The sequence below is a fragment of the Delftia sp. WSY_12 genome (genome assembly GCF_043104645.1).
GTDB lineage: Bacteria > Pseudomonadota > Gammaproteobacteria > Burkholderiales > Burkholderiaceae_C > Comamonas > Comamonas tsuruhatensis.
Genome location: NZ_JBICKW010000054.1, coordinates 153,422 through 168,283, shown reverse-complemented (window position 1 = coordinate 168,283; position 14,862 = coordinate 153,422). Strand labels below are relative to the sequence as shown.

The window sequence follows — 14,862 nt, the reverse complement described above, 5'->3', positions numbered from 1 at the left end:
TTGATCGGCTGCGTCGGGTGGAGGCCCTTTCCGTGCCCGGCCGGTTGTTGGCGGGCTGCGGCGACCGGTGCCTGCCTATGGGGTCACCAGGTGTGCGCGTAGCTGATCTTCAGCACCGTGCCGGCCGCTGGCAGGCGGCTGGTGTTGTTGTTGCTGCGCAGCAGCTGGCTGTAGAGCGGGAAGTAATGGCGGTTGAACAGGTTTTCCACGCCCAGGGACACACGGTTCTTGGGGTCGATCTTCCACTGGCTGATCAGGTCCACCGTGGTGTAGCCCCGTGTGTCATAGCGGCCGAAGCCGGTCTTGCCGTCCAGGCGGTAGTCCTTGGAGGCATAGGCGGTGGCCTGGAGGCGGTGGCTCCAGCGCGTGTCGGGCCGGTACTCCACATAGGCCGTGAGCTTGAGCGGAGGGATGCGAAAGCCCGTCATGTCCTGGTAGCCGCTGGCGGCCTGGGGCAGCTCGCGGCCCTTCATCCAGGTGAAGCTGCCGCCCACGCTCCAGTGGTCGTCGTCGCTGAAGTAGTCCAGGCCGCCTTCGATGCCATGGATCTTCTCGCGGGTGCGCAGCAGGGTCAGGCCATTATTGAAGCTCTGCACGGCGCCCAGGTTGGAGCGCGACTGGAAGACGCTGAGGTTGGCCATCACGTTGGAGAACTTGCCGCGCCAGCCCATTTCATAGGTGTTGGTCTTGACCGCCTGCAGGTTGGAGTTGCCCAGGTTGAAGGCCGGCGTGGCATTGCGCACCACCACGCCGATGTCCGGCAGCTCGAAGCCCTGGCTGTACGAGGCATAGAGCTCCTGGCCGGGGACCGGCGTGAAGACCGTGCCCAGGTTGTAGGTCCAGGCGTTGTACCTGACGGTGCCGCCGTTCACGGACTGGGGGCTGGGGGCGCGTGACTGCGACAGCGGCGTGAAGTCATTGAAGCTGGCCTGGGCGCGGTCGTAGCGCAGGCCGCCTTCCGCCGACCATTGCGAATTGAACCGGTGCTGCAGCTGGGCGAAGGCGCCGATGCTGCGCGTGGTGACGGGCGGCATGTAGATCAGCTGGCCCGTCTTGTGGAAGACCAGGCCGCCGCTGGCGTCATAGGCCCGTGGATCGAAGATGTCGATGGGCATGTCGGTGCGCTCCTGGTTGAAGTCCGCACCCCAGATCAGCAGGCTCTTCTTGCCGGCGCCCAGCGGCGTCTTCAGGGTCAGGCGCCCGCCAAAGACCTCGGAGTTCTGCATGGACTGGTCGACATTGGCGCCCCGCACCGGCACCGCGCGTGCGTCGAAGGGCGCAAACCGCGTGAAGAAGTCCCGGTAGTAGAGCTGGGCGGCCAGCGTGCTGCCTGCGATGTCCCGGTTCTCGTAGTCCAGGCCCAGCATGGTGTTCTTGATCTGGTTCTGGTCGGCCAGCACCAGGCCCTTGATGGGGCGGGCCGCCGCCGTTCCTGCCGACAGCCGCGCCACCGACGGGTCGGAGGCGTAGTCCGTGTCCTGGGCCGCGTTGTAGTGGCTGGCGGTCAATTGCAGGCGCTGGTCGGCATCGAGCTTGAAGCCGATCTTGGCCGAGGCGTTGTAGATGTTGGAGTCGAACAGGTCGCCCTGGCTGGGCTCGGGCGCAATGCGGTTGCCCTTGGCGTCGAAGGCGCCGCCCATGTGCCTGGCGCCCAGGCTCACCGAATAGTCGACCACCTCGCCACCGCCGGACAGGTAGTGCTGCACCTCGCCGCCCAGTCCTGCGCCGCGCAGGCGGGACAGCGGGGCCGAGCCGGTGACGATGGTCTCGGCCCGCGTCTCGCCCGAGGGCCGCTTGGTGCGGATGGAGACAATGCCGCCCGCCGCACCGCTGCCGTAGATGGCGCTGCTGCCGCGCAGCACCTCGATCTGCTCGATGTCGGCCGGGTTGATGTTGGCCAGGTTCCTGGACGAGTCGCGGTTGGTGTTCAGCGGAACGCCGTCCACCAGCACCAGCATGTTGCGGCCGCGCAGCGTCTGGCCGTAGTCGGTGATGGTGTGGCTGGAGTCCGCCATGCCGGGGACCACCTTGCTGAGCATGGTGGCCAGGCTGTCCGAGCCCTGGCGCAGCTGTTCCACCTCCTGGCCTTCCAGGATCGTCACCTGCCGCGAGGGTGCGACCAGGTTGTTCTGCGTGCGTGCGGTCACCGTGATGGCGGCAAGCTCCGTGGCCTGTGCTGCGACCAGGGCTGCGGCCGGCGCTGCGGGCACGGCCGCTGCAGCGGACGGCGCCTGGCGGGCCGCCGCAGGCAGCTTCTCCAGCGCGTAGTTGCCCGCACCCACGCGGCGCGCTGTCCAGCCTGAAGTGTTCAGCAGCTGCGCAAAGCCGTCTTCCACGGAGAACGTGCCAGACAGGCCGCGTGTCTCCATGCCGACGAGCTGCTGCAGGTCCATGCCCAGGTTCACGCCTGCCTGCGCGGCAAAGGCCATCAGCGCCGGGCCCAGCGGACCCGGCTGGATCTGGTAGCTCCTGGCAGCGGCGCTGGCGGCCGGCTCGGCCGCCTGGACTGGCAGCGCGTGCAGCAGCAGCGAGGTGCTGACGGCCAGGGCCGCCAAGGCGGTGGCGCGCAGGCTGGCGCTTGGTCCGGCGGTGGAAGAAGGGGAGTGCATGGTGTTCTGTCCTCTGGGCTGTCGATGAAAGTGGTCTTCGCAAGCCTTGACAGGCGAGAGCGAAAAACCGGACAGCCACGGCAGAAAAAAATCGAATCAGCGCCGCGCCACCGTCACCCAGTACCGGCTGCGCTCGTGCACGCGCACCGGCAGGGTCTGGGCCAGCAGGGCCAGGATGCGGTCGGTGTCATGCAGCTGGTAGGTGCCGGAAACGCGCAGGTCGGCGACATCGTCGTCGCACCGCACAAGGCCCTCGCGGTAGCGCGACAGCTCGGCCAGGAAGTCCTGCAGGCGCAGGTTCTCGGCATAGAGCACGCCCAGCGTCCAGGCCGAGTCCCGCGGCGCCACCGGGCGGGTGGCGCTGGCGCCTTGTCCATCGAATTGCAGTTGCTCGCCCGCATGCACCACCACGGCCGTGGCCGATGCTGCCGGCGTGACGCGCACCGCGCCCTCCAGCACGGCCAGCGCCGTGCCCCGCTCCAGCTTGCGCACGATGAAGCGCGTGCCCAGGGCCTGCATCTGGCCGTCGTCTGTCTGCACCATGAAAGGCTGGGAGGCGTAGGGCGGCGCATGCGCGGTCTCGACCAGGATTTCCCCGGCATGCTGGCGGATGCGCCGCGCCGTGCCATCCATGCGCACGCTGATGGCCGAGGCCGTGTTCAGCTGCACGCGGCTGCCGTCGGCCAGCGTGACCGCGCGGCGCTCGCCCCTGGCCGTGCGGTAGTCGGCCGTCCAGTCCTGCCAGGGCAGATGGCGCCAGGCCAGCCAGCCCAGCGCAGGCGTGGCCAGGGCCAGCACGGCCGAGCGCAGCAACTGGCGCCGTGCCGCCGAGGGACGCGCGCGGTTGAGCGTGGCCATGCCGACGGCGGCGGGCACGGTGTTGAAGCGGCCCTTGAGCTGCTCGGCGCATTGCCAGATCTGTTCATGCCGGCTGCTCTGGCTGCGCCAGCGCGCCAGCTCGGCCTGCTCGGCCGCGCTGAAGTCCGAGGCGTGCCTGCGGGCCAGCCAGCGGGCGGCCTCGTCCAGGATGCGTGCGTCTGCGGCCTGCATGCTCAGCGCTCCAGCATCACCAGCAGGCATTGCCGAAAGCCCTGGGCCATGTAGCGCGTCACGGTGCGCACGCTCAGCTGCATCCGGTCGGCAATGTCCTCGTAGGACAGGCCTTCGAGCTGGGACATGAGAAAGGCCGTGCGCACCCTGGCGGGCAGGGCGTCCAGCAGCGCATCGAGCTCCTGCAGCGTCTCCAGCAGGATGGCCCGCGCCTCCACGGACAGCACGGTGGCCTGGGGCAGAAGGTGCAGGGAGGCCAGGTAGGCCTGCTCCAGCGAGCGGCGCTCCAGGTGGTTGACCAGCAGCCGCCGGGCCACCGTCGTCAGGTAGGCGCGGGGCTCCTTGATGTCCTCGATGGCCTGTGTCCGGGCGCTGACCCAGATGCGCGTGAACGTGTCCTGGGCCAGGTCGGCCGCATCGCAGCGGTTGCCCAGCCTGCGCTGCAGCCACGCGACCAGCCAATGGTTGTGCTGCGCGTACATGCTGCCCAGAGCCTGGCTGGCGCCACTGTCGGTGGATGGATGCACGTGCCGGGCCTTTCCTCTTGTGCGTCAAAGAACTCCCGGCATTTTATCCAGTTGATATGAATTCTCATTTGCATTGAGGCCGCAGCGGCCCGGGCCGGCCGTTCAACGGGCTGCGGCCAGCCCGTCGAACGTGGTGCTCGTGACCCAGTCGATGATTTGCGCGTGCGTGTACTGGCCCGATTCCTTGAGCAGGGCCACCACCGGATCGCAGGCCCGCGCGAACAGCGTGTAGAGCACCAGCTCGGCCGGCAGCGCGGGCTGCAGCTGGCCGCTGGTCTGGGCCTCGGTGATCCAGATGCTCAGGCGGTTGCTCAGGGCGATCAGCCGGTCCATGTAGGCATCGTTGGATTGCAGGGAGGCGCTGAGGTTGGAGTTCTGCGCCGGCAGGGAGGGCATTTCGCCTTCCAGCTGGGTCTGCATGGCCCAGCACGTCACGGCCTTGAGCTGGTCCAGGGGGCGCACCGGCGTGCCGGCCTCGGCGGCCTGGGCCGCCGTGTCGCGCAGGCCGTCCACAAAGGCCAGGGCGCGGTCCAGCACGCCCACCATGGCGGCGCCCGCCAGTTCTTCCTTGGAGGTGAACAGCTTGTACAGGCTGGCCTTGGCCATGCCGGCCTCGGCCGCGACCTCGTCCACCGTCATGGCGTCGTAGCCCTTGGTGGCCAGCAGCCGGTTGACGGCCGCCACGATGGCCTGCTCGCGCACGCGCTGTATCTGTTCTTTGATGGAGGAGCGGCTTGTCATAGCCATATTTTAGACCCGACAGGTCATATCCGATACCAAATAGTGCAAAGCGGATACGTTTGGTATATAGTTTGAACTCATCAGTTCACAGTTTGATCTTCATGGTCTGACTGATCGATTCAACCAGGAAGGACGCTCCCATGCATCGCATTGCAGTCATCGGGTCGGGGATTGCGGGGCTGGCCGCAGCACGGCGGCTGGCCGGCGCGCCGGGCGGGCATGGCGTGACCCTGCTGGAGGCAGGCAGCCATTTCGGCGGCCATGCCAACACGGTCGATCTGGCGCTGGGCGGCGTGAGTCAGGGGGTGGACACGGGCTTTCTGGTGTTCAACCACCGCACCTATCCGCTGCTGACCCGTCTGTTCGAAGAGCTGCAGGTGCCCACGGCGGAGGCCGAGATGTCGTTTTCCGTGCAGGTGCCGCAGGCCGGCGGCCGGGCGGGCCTGGAGTGGAGCGGCAGTTCGCTGGGCGGTGTGTTCGCCCAGCGCAGCAATCTGCTGCGGCCCCGTTTCCTGAAGATGCTGGCCGAGATCCTGCGCTTCAACCGCCTGACCACGCGCATCGCCGAGGAAGGCGATGAAGCGCGGCTGCGCAGCTGCATCGAAGATTTCCTGGACGACCACGGCTTCGGGCCGGCCTTTCGCCAGGACTATCTGCTGCCCATGATGGGCTGCATCTGGTCCTGCCCCACCGACCAGATGCTGCGCTTTCCCGTGGCCACGCTGATCCGCTTTTGCCACAACCACGGCCTGATCCAGGTCACGGACCGGCCGCAGTGGCGCACCGTGCGCGGTGGTTCGCGCCAGTATGTGCGGCGCATGGTGGCCGCGCTGCAAAAGGACGGCCGCCACGAGGTCCGGCTGAACGCGCCCGTGCTGGGCCTGCGCCGCGCCGCGCACGGCGTGCTGCTGCAGATGGCGCACGGCACGGAGCGGTTCGACGCCGTGGTGCTGGCCTGCCACAGCGACCAGGCCCTGCGCCTGCTGGGCTCCGATGCCACGCCGCTCGAGCGCAGCGTGCTGGGCGCCATCCGCTACCAGCCCAACCAGGCCGTGCTGCACACCGATGCCGGCGTGCTGCCGCGCCGCCCGGCGGCCTGGGCCGCCTGGAACTACGAACGCGCCGCCGATCCCGGAAAAGACCAGGCCGGCGTCTGCCTGCACTACCTGCTCAACCGCCTGCAGCCCCTGCCGTGGCAGCAGCCCGTGATGGTGTCGCTGAACCCGGTGCGCCCCATCGATGACAGCCAGGTCCACGCGCGCATCGAGTACAGCCACCCGGTGTTCGACCTGGCCGCCATCGAGGCCCAGGGCCGGGTGGATGCCCTGCAAGGCCAGCGCAGGACCTGGTTCTGCGGCGCATGGTGCGGCTACGGCTTCCATGAGGACGGCCTGCGCTCGGGCCTGGTCGCGGCCGACGGCCTGCTGCATGCCCTGCCGACCTTGCCCGTCCTGCCCGCCAGCGCGGCCTTCGAGGGGGTCGCATGACGGCCCGGCCGCTCATCGGCTTCGGCCATGTCTGGCACCGCCGCCTGCGGCCGGTGGAGCATGCCTTCCGCTACCCGGGCTATTTCCTCATGCTGCCCATGCGCAGCCTGCGCACGCAGCCGGACGCCGCGCTCAGGCGCAACCGCCGTGGCTGGCTGAGCTTCCATGACAGCGACCACGGCGAGGGCGGCTGCGACGCGCTGGCCTGGTTCGAGCAGCTGCTGCACAGCGAAGGCATTGGCGACGCCGATGGCGAAGTCTGGCTGCACACCTTTCCGCGCGTGCTGGGCTACGTGTTCAAGCCCGTGAGCTTTTGGTATGCGCACCGCGCCGACGGGTCGCTGGCCGCCGTGCTGGCCGAGGTCAACAACACCTTTGGCGAGCGCCATGCCTATCTGCTGGCGGGGCCGGACCTGGCCTGGGGCCGCGAGCAGGTGGCGCGCAAGCAATTCCATGTCTCGCCGTTCTGCGAGGTGCGCGGCGAGTACCGCTTCCGCTTCGAGCGCGGCGAAGACCGCACCCTGGCGCGCGTGGACCTGCATGACGAGGACGGCCCGCTGCTGCAGACCAGCGTGGGCGGCGTGCTGCAGGTGCTGGATGCCGCCGCCGTGCGCCGCGCCTTCTTCGGCACCCCTTTGATGACGCTGGGCGTGGTCGCCCGCATCCACTGGCACGCGCTGCGCCTTTGGGCCAAGCGCGTGCCTTTCCATGGCAAACCCTCCGCGCCCAAGCGCTTCGTCACAAGATGAACACTACCGCCGCCCCCCTGCTGAGCCCCACCGCCGCAGCGCCGCGCCGCACGCCTGCGCGGGCACGCCGTGTGCTGAACCTGCTCGAACGCCTGCCCTACGGGCAGCTGGACCTGGAGCAGCCCGATGGCCGCCTGCTGCACCTGCCCCGTCCGCCGTCGGGGGCTGCCGACGCGCATTGCGTGCTGCACGACTGGCGGGCGCTGGAGCGCACCCTGAAATCGGGCGACATCGGCCTGGCCGAGGGCTATATCGCCGGCGAATGGGACAGCCCCGACCTGGCCGCCCTGCTGCGCCTGTGCATGGCCAACCGCGACCATGTGCAAAGCCTGGTCTACGGCAGCTGGTGGGGCCGGCTGGGCTACCGCCTGCGCCACCTGCTGCAGCGCAATACGCGGGCCGGCAGCGCCAGGAACATCCATGCCCACTACGACCTGGGCAACGATTTCTACCGCCTGTGGCTGGACCCCGGCATGAGCTACAGCGCCGCCTGGTTCCAGGGGCGCACGGGTGAATCGCTGCGCCACGCCGACCTGCAGGACGCCCAGCAGGCCAAGCTCAGGCGCACGCTGGACGAGGTGCGGCTGCAGCCCGGCCAGCGCCTGCTGGAGATCGGCTGCGGCTGGGGCGGGCTGGCCGAGGCGGCGGCGCAGGAGTTCGGCGCCCGGGTCACGGGCGTGACGCTGTCGCGCGAGCAACTGGCCTGGGGACAGCAGCGCATGCGGCAGGCCGGCCTGGCCGACGCCGTGGAGCTGCGCTACCAGGACTACCGCGACCTGCCCGCGCGCCATGCTGGCGAGCCCTTCGACGCCATCGTCTCCATCGAGATGTTCGAGGCCGTGGGCCGAGAATACTGGCGCGGCTACTTCCAGACGCTGCGCGACTGCCTCAAGCCCGGGGGCCTGGCCTGCATACAGACCATCACGCTGCGCGAGGACCTGTTCGCGCGCTATCTGCGCTCCACCGACTTCATCCAGCAGTACATCTTCCCGGGCGGGCTGCTGCCCAGCATTCCTGCCTTCGAGCAGGAGGCACGGCGCGCCGGCCTGGTGGTGGAGCGCCGCATGGCCTTCGGCCGCGACTATGCGGAGACGCTGCGGCGCTGGCGCCAGGCCTTCGATCACCACCTCGACGCCGTGCGGGCCCAGGGCTTTGACGAACGCTTCGTGCGCATCTGGACCTTCTACCTCGCCTACTGCGAGGCGGCCTTCGACACCGGCAACACCGATGTCGTCCAGTTCACGCTGCGCAGGCCCCTGCCATGAAATCGCCACCACGTCACATGCCGCGCCGCCAGGCGCTGGCCTGGGGCGCCGCCTGCGCCCTTGTCCCTTCACTGATCGCCATGCCCAACGAACTCCACGCCAAGACTCCGACTGCCGACCTTCCGGCCGAACTGCGCAGCGCCCTGCCGGCCGCGCGCCTGGTGGGCACGGGCGTGCTGCGCTTTTTCGGCCTGCGCGTGTACGAGGCACGGCTGTGGGCCGCACCGGGCTTTGTGCCCGAAGACTACGCCCGCCACCCGTTCGCGCTGGAGCTGGTCTATGACCGCAAGCTCGAAGGCGCGGCCATCGCCGAGCGCTCCATCGCCGAAATGCGCAGGGTCGACGGCTTCACCGAGGAGCAGTCCCGCCAATGGCTGGCGCTGATGAAGCAGGCGTTTCCCGATGTGGCGGCCCAGGACCGGCTGCTGGGCCTGAACGACGGCCAGGGCGAGGTGCGCTTCTTCCACAACGGCCGCCAGACTGCACAGCTGCGCGATGCCGACTATGCGCGCCTGTTCTTCGGCATCTGGCTCGCGCCCCAGACCTCGGCACCTGCCATGCGCAGCTCGCTGCTGGGCCAATCCTGAGCGCCCGGGACCACGCCATGGCCTCGCACCCTGCCGCCGCCCCCTTGCTGCCCTGGCGCACAGGGCTGGCCTATGGCGGCCTGGCCGCGCCGCTGGCGTTCGTGTCCCTGCCGCTGTATGTGAACCTGCCCTACCACTACGCCAGCGTGGCCGGTGCGCCGCTGGCGGGGCTGGGCGCGGTGCTGCTGGCCACGCGTGCCTTCGATGCCCTGGTGGACCCCGCCATCGGCCGCCAGGCCGACCGGCTGCTGCGCCGGGGCATGCGGCCAGCGTGGTGGGCGGCTGCACTGGCCAGCCTGCTGATGGTCCTGGGCTTCTGGGCGCTGTGGCATCCGCCGCGCGGTGCCCAGGCCGCCATGCTGGGCTGGCTGGCCTGCAGCCTGCTGGTGTGCACGCTGGCCTACAGCTTCGTCACCATCGTCCACCAGGCCTGGGGCACGCGCTGGGGCGGGCAGCCCGCCTGGCGGGCCCGCGTCACGGCCTGGCGCGAGGGCGCTACGCTGGGCGGTGTGCTGCTGGCCAGCGTGTTGCCGGCCTGGCTGGGCTTGGACGCCACCAGCGCCGTGCTGGCGCTGGGCCTGGCGCTGGGGCTGGTGGGGCTGTACCGGCTCAAGGCTCCGGTGACGCTGCCGCAGCAGGCCACGGCGGACACCTCTCGGATCTCACCATGGGCGGATGCCGGCTTTCGCCGGCTGCTGGCCGTCTTCATGGTCAACGGCGTGGCCGCGGCCATTCCGGCCACCTTGCTGCCCTTCTTCGTGGCCGACAGATTGCAGGTGCCCGGGATGCAGCCCCTGCTGCTGCTGTGCTTTTTTGGCGCGGCGGCCCTGGGCCTGCCGCTGTGGGTGAAGGCCGTCTCGCGCTGGGGCCTGGCGCCCAGCTGGCGCGCGGGCATGCTGGCCAGCGTGCTGGCCTTCGGCTTCACGCCCTGGCTGGGCACGGGCGACGGCCTGGCCTTCGCCGTGATCTGCCTGGCCAGCGGGCTGGCCCTGGGCGCGGACCTGGCCCTGCCGGGCGCACTGCTCACGGGCGTGATCCACGAGTCCGGCCAGGGCGGCCAGGGCGAGGGCCGCTACCTGGGGTGGTGGACCTGCGCCACCAAGCTCAACCTGGCCCTGGCTGCGGGCCTGGCCCTGCCCCTGCTGTCCGTTGCGGGCTACCGCAGCGGCAGCACCGATCCGGCCGGCCTGCAGGCCCTGGCCTGGGCCTATGGCGGGCTGCCCTGCCTGCTCAAACTGGCGGCGGCCGGGCTGCTCTGGCGCGCCGAGCGACTGCATTCTTCCTGGAGGCACACATGAGCCACATCACCCACTGCGCTTCGTTTTCACCACTGCGGCGCGCCTGCCTGGGGGCGGCATTGGCGCTGTCTCTGGCGGGCTGCGCCGGTCCTTCCGTGCAGGACTACGCCAAGGAGCAGCCGACGCTGGACCTGCGCCAGTACTTCAACGGGCCGCTGACGGCCCACGGCATGTTCACGGACCGCTCGGGCAAGGTGGTCAAGCGATTCACCGTGCGCATGACGGGCCGCTGGAATGGCGACGAGGGCACGCTCGATGAGCACTTCGTCTACAGCGACGGCAGCACGCAGCAGCGCATCTGGCATATCCGCCACCTGGGCGAGGGCCGCTACAGCGGCCGGGCCGACGACGTGGTGGGCGAGGCCCAGGGCCAGAGCGCGGGCAATGCCATCCGCTGGAGCTACGTGCTGGCCCTGCCCGTGGACGGAAGGGTCTGGAACGTCAGCATGGACGACTGGATGTACCTGATGGACGGGCGCACCCTGCTCAACCGCACGGCCATGAGCAAGCTCGGCCTGCACCTGGGCGACGTGACGCTGGCCATCATCAAGGAGTGATGGCCATGCCACTGTTATCCCGCCGGCTGAACCCGCCGCTGCGCGACTGGAAGGGCCGCTCGGCATGGCTTCTGGGCGCCTCCTCGGGCATAGGGCGCGCCACGGCCGAAGCGCTGCACGGCCAGGGCGCGCGCGTGATTGTCTCTGCGCGGCATGGCGGTGCGCTGCAGGATTTCGTGCGCGGCCGCGAAGGCTGCCTGGCCCTGCCGCTGGACGTGACCGATGCCCAGGCCGTGGCACAGGCAGCCCGTGCCGTGCGGGCCCATGTGGGCAGGGCGCCCGACCTGGTGGTGTACTGCGCCGGCCACTACCGGCCCCAGCGCGCCACCGAGTTCGACCTGGCCGAGATGCAGCGCCACCTGGCCGTGAACTATGGCGGCGCGCTGCACCTGCTCGATGCGGTGCTGCCCATGCTGCTGGAGGCCGGCCAGGGGCATCTGGCCCTGGTCGGCTCGGTAGCAGGCTATCGCGGGCTGCCCATGTCCCTGGCCTACGGTCCTACCAAGGCGGCGCTCAACAACCTGGCAGAAAACCTCTACCTGGACCTGCACGGCCCGGGCCTGGGCGTGTCCATCATCAACCCCGGCTTTGTCGATACGCCGCTGACGGCGCAAAACAGCTTCAGCATGCCGGCCCTGATCGGTGCCGACGAGGCCGCCCGGCACATGCTGCAGGGCTGGGCACAGGGGCGCTTCGAGATGAATTTTCCGCGCCGCTTCACGCGCTGGGTGCGGCTGCTGCGCTGCCTGCCCGATGCCTGGTATTTCTCGGCGGTTCGCCGCATCACAGGAGCCTGAAACCGATGAGCACTGCCCTCGGCGATCCCCGACTGGACCGGCTGGCCCAGGCCTATGAGGCGCTGCGCCGCGACAACCTGCCGGCGCTGCTGGCCCTCTATGCGGAACAGGCCCGGTTCAAGGACCCGTTCAACGATGTGCGCGGCCACGCAGCGATACAGCGCGTGTTCGCCCACATGTTCGAGCAACTGGACCGGCCCCGCTTCGCCGTCAGCCAGGGCGCGGTGCAGGGGGACAGCGGCTTTTTGCTGTGGGAGCTGGGCTTTGTCAGGGCATCGGGCCAGCCCATGCACATCTGCGGCACCAGCTACCTGGAGTTCGATGCGCAGGGACTGGTGGCAGTGCACCGCGATTTCTGGGACCCGGTGGAGGAAATCTTTGCCAAGGTGCCCGTGCTGGGTGCCGTGGCCAGGGCGCTGCAGAACAAGCTCAGGGCTCCGCAGTAAGCAGCCTGGCCAATTGCGCCAGGGCGCCGTCCAGGTCGTCCAGGCCTGGGGCGCCCAGGCAGATGCGCAGCCCGCTGGCACGGTCGTGCGGCTCCACCATCAGCGAGCCCGGATCGGTCAGCGTCACGCCCAGCGCCGCTGCGGCCGACACCAGGCGGTCGGCGGCCTCGCGCTCCATGGGCAGCCAGGCGTTGTAGGCCTCGGGGTGCAGCACCAGGCGGCTGTCGCCCAGGTGTGGGGCAAGGTGCGATGCGGCCAGCCGCACGCGCCGCTGTGCCTCATGGCGCAGGTCGGCCTGCAGGGAGGCGACCACGCCCTGGGACAGCCATTCATCGACCACGGCGCATGACAGGGCCGAAGGCGCCATGGACAGCTCCTGCAGCGTCGCCAGCGCGGCGCCGCACAGCGCTGGCGGCAGTACCAGCGTGCCCACCTGCAGCCCCGGGCCCAGCGACTTGGACAGCCCGTTCACATGCAGGGTGATCTCGGGCGCCAGGGTCGCCAAGTGCGCAAGGCGCGCGTGATCGGGCGAGCAGGCGGCATACACGCCGTCCTCGATGATCCAGGCGCCTGCGTTCCGGCAGATATCCACGATCGCCCGCCTGCGCTCCGCGCCCATGGTGGCCGTGGTCGGGTTGTGCAGCGTGGGGGTGAGGTAGAGCACCTTGCCTTCGGCGGCGGGAATGCCGTGCAGCGCCTCGGCCAGCGCCTGCGGCAGCAGGCCCTGCGCGTCCATGGCCAGGCCCTGCAGGGCGCAGCCCTTGCGCCGGGCCAGGGCAATGGCACCGGGGTAGGTGATGCGCTCGGTCAGCAGCCGGCCCCGGGGCTGGCAGACCAGGTCCAGGGCCAGGGACAGCGCCTGGCGCGCGCTGCTGGTCAGCACCATGTGGCCGGGTTCCACGTTCAGGCCCAGCGTCTGCAGCCAGCGCGCGAGCACGCGGCGATGCTCCGCATGTCCGCCCGGCGGCGCGTAGGAATTGAAGTGATCGGCATCGATGCGGCGCGCAATCGCGGTCAGCGTGCGCGCCAGCAGGCGTTCGCTGATGGCGGCCGGCGGCGCGTTGGAGGACAGGTCGATGGCCTCGCCGCCCTGCGTCCGCCGGGCGGCCACGAAGGTGCCCCTGCCCTTGACGCTGCGCGTCAGCCCCCGGCGCTCCAGCAGCGCATAGGCCCTGGTCACCGAGCCCAGGCCGATCTGCAGCCTGTCGGCCAGGTCTCTGTGGGCGGGAAGGCGGTCGCCGCCGGCCAGCCGGCCTTCGACGATGTCGTCGGCCAGGGCGCGCGCCAGCCGCTCGGCGGCACTGGCTTCAATGCGCGCAAGACGGGGTGTCCAGGGGGAGGGCAGGAGCATGGTCGGGGCAAGGAAAAAAAGAGTGTGCCGTGACACTATTTCATTTCTCGATAGTGTAACGTTCACCCCATGTTCAGCCACATCACCGTCGGCGCCCGTGATCTCGAGCGGGCCGGCCGCTTCTATGACGCGGTGCTTTCCCCGCTGGGACTGCAGCGCCGCGCCGTCCAGCCCGATGGCGGGCCGGCCGCGCTGTGCTGGGTGACGCCGCAGGCTTCCTTGCCGCGCTTTTATGTCTACAGCCCCTTCAACGGCGAGCCGGCCACGGCGGGCAACGGCAGCATGGCGGCCTTTCTGGCACCATCGCCCGAGGCGGTGGATGCGGCCCATGCCGCCGGCCTGGCGCGTGGCGGAAGCGACGAAGGCCCGCCCGGCCCGCGACCGCATTACGGTGATGGCTACTACGGTGCCTACCTGCGCGATCCCGACGGCAACAAGGTCCATGTGGTGCATCGCGCCGATGTGCGGCCCTAGCGCAGATCGGGCCCGCCGCCCGTTTCCCCTTCTTTTCCTTCCCATGCAACAAGGACTGTCTTCATGAGCATTGCCGTTCATATGGTCGACGTTTTCGCCAGCGGCCCGCTGTCCGGCAATCCGCTGGCCGTGATCACCGGTGGGCAGGCGCTGACCACCGCACAGATGCAGCAGCTGACGCGCTGGTTCAATCTCTCCGAAACCGCGTTCCTGCTGCCGCCCACGCAGGCGCAGGCCGACTACCGCGTGAGGATTTTCACGCTGGACCGGGAGATGCCTTTTGCCGGCCATCCCACCCTGGGCAGCTGCCATGCCTGGCTGTCCCAGCGCGGTGCGCCCAGGAACGCAGGCCACATCGTCCAGGAGTGCGGGGCGGGCCTGGTGCAGATACGGCAGGAGCATGGGCGGCTGGCATTCGCCGCGCCGCCCATGCTGCGCTTTGGCGCGCCCACCGCCGACGAGCTGGATGCCGCGCTGCGCATGCTGGGCATCACCGCCGAAGAGGTGCAGGCCGCCTCGTGGATAGACAACGGCCCCGGCTGGCTGGGCATCCGCCTGGCCTCGGCCGAGCAGGTGCTGGCGCTGAACCCGGCCCGGCAGTGGCCCACGCGCATGGACGTGGGCGTGGTGGGGCCCTATGCCAGGGGTGTCGGCGGTGCCAGCCCTGCCGCCTGCGAGGTGCGCGCCTTCTTCTCCGATCACCAGGGCGCCATCGTCGAAGACCCCGTCACCGGCAGCCTCAACGCCTCGCTGGCGCAGTGGCTGTTTGCGACGGGAGTGATGGACAGCGACTACGTTGCCGCCCAGGGCCGCTGTCTGGGCCGTGACGGCCGCATCTTCCTGACCCGTGACGGCACGGGCCAGGTCTGGGTGGGCGGCACGGCGCGCACCCATGTCGAAGGCGCACTGAGCGGCCTTTGATCC

The 14,862-nt window shown here is 69.7% G+C and carries 15 protein-coding genes; 10 read left to right on the top strand and 5 right to left on the bottom strand.

Translation table 11 applies throughout. The annotated features are described in order from the left end of the window. Window positions 1–83 precede the first annotated feature (83 nt). The 4 genes from ACF8LI_RS24060 to ACF8LI_RS24045 form a co-directional block, all read right to left on the bottom strand. Window positions 84–2,609 (bottom strand): TonB-dependent siderophore receptor, encoded by a 2,526-nt coding sequence (locus ACF8LI_RS24060; RefSeq protein ID WP_392414416.1) that lies wholly within the window; start codon window positions 2,607–2,609, stop codon window positions 84–86. A 96-nt stretch (window positions 2,610–2,705) separates the two neighbouring features. Further along, entirely contained in the window at window positions 2,706–3,659 is a 954-nt protein-coding gene (locus ACF8LI_RS24055) for a FecR domain-containing protein (RefSeq protein WP_046986841.1), read from the bottom strand. A 2-nt stretch (window positions 3,660–3,661) separates the two neighbouring features. Then, window positions 3,662–4,141: a sigma-70 family RNA polymerase sigma factor gene (locus ACF8LI_RS24050; protein ID WP_392414441.1), complete on the bottom strand. Its 480-nt coding sequence runs from the start codon at window positions 4,139–4,141 to the stop codon at window positions 3,662–3,664. A gap of 147 nt (window positions 4,142–4,288) precedes the next feature. Further along, on the bottom strand, window positions 4,289–4,927 hold the full coding sequence (locus tag ACF8LI_RS24045; protein WP_071956946.1) for a TetR/AcrR family transcriptional regulator: 639 nt from the start codon (window positions 4,925–4,927) through the stop codon (window positions 4,289–4,291). 140 nt (window positions 4,928–5,067) lie between these two features. On the opposite strand from ACF8LI_RS24045, the gene ACF8LI_RS24040 reads away from it, so the two are divergent. Genes ACF8LI_RS24040 through ACF8LI_RS24005 form a run of 8 tightly spaced genes read left to right on the top strand, consistent with a single transcriptional unit; the run spans window position 5,068 to window position 12,113 of the window. Continuing rightward, window positions 5,068–6,414 carry an NAD(P)/FAD-dependent oxidoreductase gene (locus ACF8LI_RS24040; RefSeq protein WP_392414415.1) on the top strand — a complete coding sequence of 449 codons (1,347 nt, stop codon included), beginning with the start codon at window positions 5,068–5,070 and terminating at the stop codon, window positions 6,412–6,414. Next, entirely contained in the window at window positions 6,411–7,163 is a 753-nt protein-coding gene (locus tag ACF8LI_RS24035; RefSeq protein ID WP_392414414.1) for a DUF1365 domain-containing protein, read from the top strand. Before ACF8LI_RS24040 ends, ACF8LI_RS24035 begins: the two co-directional genes overlap by 4 nt. Then, window positions 7,160–8,428 (top strand): class I SAM-dependent methyltransferase, encoded by a 1,269-nt coding sequence (locus tag ACF8LI_RS24030; RefSeq protein WP_392414413.1) that lies wholly within the window; start codon window positions 7,160–7,162, stop codon window positions 8,426–8,428. Before ACF8LI_RS24035 ends, ACF8LI_RS24030 begins: the two co-directional genes overlap by 4 nt. A gap of 17 nt (window positions 8,429–8,445) precedes the next feature. Continuing rightward, entirely contained in the window at window positions 8,446–9,015 is a 570-nt protein-coding gene (locus ACF8LI_RS24025) for a chalcone isomerase family protein (RefSeq protein WP_016448427.1), read from the top strand. Window positions 9,016–9,032: 17 nt separating this feature from the next. Then, window positions 9,033–10,313: an MFS transporter gene (locus tag ACF8LI_RS24020; protein WP_016448426.1), complete on the top strand. Its 1,281-nt coding sequence runs from the start codon at window positions 9,033–9,035 to the stop codon at window positions 10,311–10,313. Further along, complete coding sequence (locus tag ACF8LI_RS24015) at window positions 10,310–10,870, top strand: DUF3833 domain-containing protein (protein WP_016448425.1); 561 nt, start codon at window positions 10,310–10,312, stop codon at window positions 10,868–10,870. Before ACF8LI_RS24020 ends, ACF8LI_RS24015 begins: the two co-directional genes overlap by 4 nt. A gap of 5 nt (window positions 10,871–10,875) precedes the next feature. Further along, entirely contained in the window at window positions 10,876–11,667 is a 792-nt protein-coding gene (locus ACF8LI_RS24010; protein WP_016448424.1) for an SDR family oxidoreductase, read from the top strand. A 5-nt stretch (window positions 11,668–11,672) separates the two neighbouring features. Next, window positions 11,673–12,113: a nuclear transport factor 2 family protein gene (locus ACF8LI_RS24005; protein WP_016448423.1), complete on the top strand. Its 441-nt coding sequence runs from the start codon at window positions 11,673–11,675 to the stop codon at window positions 12,111–12,113. Here the strand turns inward: ACF8LI_RS24005 and ACF8LI_RS24000 are convergent. Next, a complete protein-coding gene (locus tag ACF8LI_RS24000; RefSeq protein ID WP_016452725.1) occupies window positions 12,097–13,464 on the bottom strand; it encodes a PLP-dependent aminotransferase family protein in 1,368 nt (455 codons plus the stop codon). The two genes, ACF8LI_RS24005 and ACF8LI_RS24000, sit on opposite strands and share 17 nt — an antisense overlap. Before the next feature lie 69 nt (window positions 13,465–13,533). On the opposite strand from ACF8LI_RS24000, the gene ACF8LI_RS23995 reads away from it, so the two are divergent. Together ACF8LI_RS23995 and ACF8LI_RS23990 are read left to right on the top strand one after the other, a co-directional pair. Continuing rightward, complete coding sequence (locus tag ACF8LI_RS23995) at window positions 13,534–13,938, top strand: VOC family protein (RefSeq protein WP_151020752.1); 405 nt, start codon at window positions 13,534–13,536, stop codon at window positions 13,936–13,938. A 63-nt stretch (window positions 13,939–14,001) separates the two neighbouring features. Beyond that, window positions 14,002–14,859, top strand: coding sequence for a PhzF family phenazine biosynthesis protein (locus tag ACF8LI_RS23990; protein WP_034363277.1), 858 nt, complete (start codon window positions 14,002–14,004; stop codon window positions 14,857–14,859). Window positions 14,860–14,862 lie beyond the last annotated feature (3 nt).

What these genes read in the sequence shown, in the direction of transcription:
- ACF8LI_RS24035 (WP_392414414.1), top strand. Translation starts at nt 6,411, where the DNA reads ATGACGGCCCGGCCGCTCATCGGCTTCGGCCATGTCTGGCACCGCCGC.
- ACF8LI_RS23990 (WP_034363277.1), top strand. Translation starts at nt 14,002, where the DNA reads ATGAGCATTGCCGTTCATATGGTCGACGTTTTCGCCAGCGGCCCGCTG.
- ACF8LI_RS24030 (WP_392414413.1), top strand. Translation starts at nt 7,160, where the DNA reads ATGAACACTACCGCCGCCCCCCTGCTGAGCCCCACCGCCGCAGCGCCG.
- ACF8LI_RS24000 (WP_016452725.1), bottom strand. Translation starts at nt 13,464, where the DNA reads ATGCTCCTGCCCTCCCCCTGGACACCCCGTCTTGCGCGCATTGAAGCC.
- ACF8LI_RS24060 (WP_392414416.1), bottom strand. Translation starts at nt 2,609, where the DNA reads ATGCACTCCCCTTCTTCCACCGCCGGACCAAGCGCCAGCCTGCGCGCC.
- ACF8LI_RS24005 (WP_016448423.1), top strand. Translation starts at nt 11,673, where the DNA reads ATGAGCACTGCCCTCGGCGATCCCCGACTGGACCGGCTGGCCCAGGCC.
- ACF8LI_RS24045 (WP_071956946.1), bottom strand. Translation starts at nt 4,927, where the DNA reads ATGACAAGCCGCTCCTCCATCAAAGAACAGATACAGCGCGTGCGCGAG.
- ACF8LI_RS24015 (WP_016448425.1), top strand. Translation starts at nt 10,310, where the DNA reads ATGAGCCACATCACCCACTGCGCTTCGTTTTCACCACTGCGGCGCGCC.
- ACF8LI_RS24040 (WP_392414415.1), top strand. Translation starts at nt 5,068, where the DNA reads ATGCATCGCATTGCAGTCATCGGGTCGGGGATTGCGGGGCTGGCCGCA.
- ACF8LI_RS24055 (WP_046986841.1), bottom strand. Translation starts at nt 3,659, where the DNA reads ATGCAGGCCGCAGACGCACGCATCCTGGACGAGGCCGCCCGCTGGCTG.
- ACF8LI_RS24020 (WP_016448426.1), top strand. Translation starts at nt 9,033, where the DNA reads ATGGCCTCGCACCCTGCCGCCGCCCCCTTGCTGCCCTGGCGCACAGGG.
- ACF8LI_RS24010 (WP_016448424.1), top strand. Translation starts at nt 10,876, where the DNA reads ATGCCACTGTTATCCCGCCGGCTGAACCCGCCGCTGCGCGACTGGAAG.
- ACF8LI_RS24050 (WP_392414441.1), bottom strand. Translation starts at nt 4,141, where the DNA reads ATGTACGCGCAGCACAACCATTGGCTGGTCGCGTGGCTGCAGCGCAGG.
- ACF8LI_RS23995 (WP_151020752.1), top strand. Translation starts at nt 13,534, where the DNA reads ATGTTCAGCCACATCACCGTCGGCGCCCGTGATCTCGAGCGGGCCGGC.
- ACF8LI_RS24025 (WP_016448427.1), top strand. Translation starts at nt 8,446, where the DNA reads ATGCCGCGCCGCCAGGCGCTGGCCTGGGGCGCCGCCTGCGCCCTTGTC.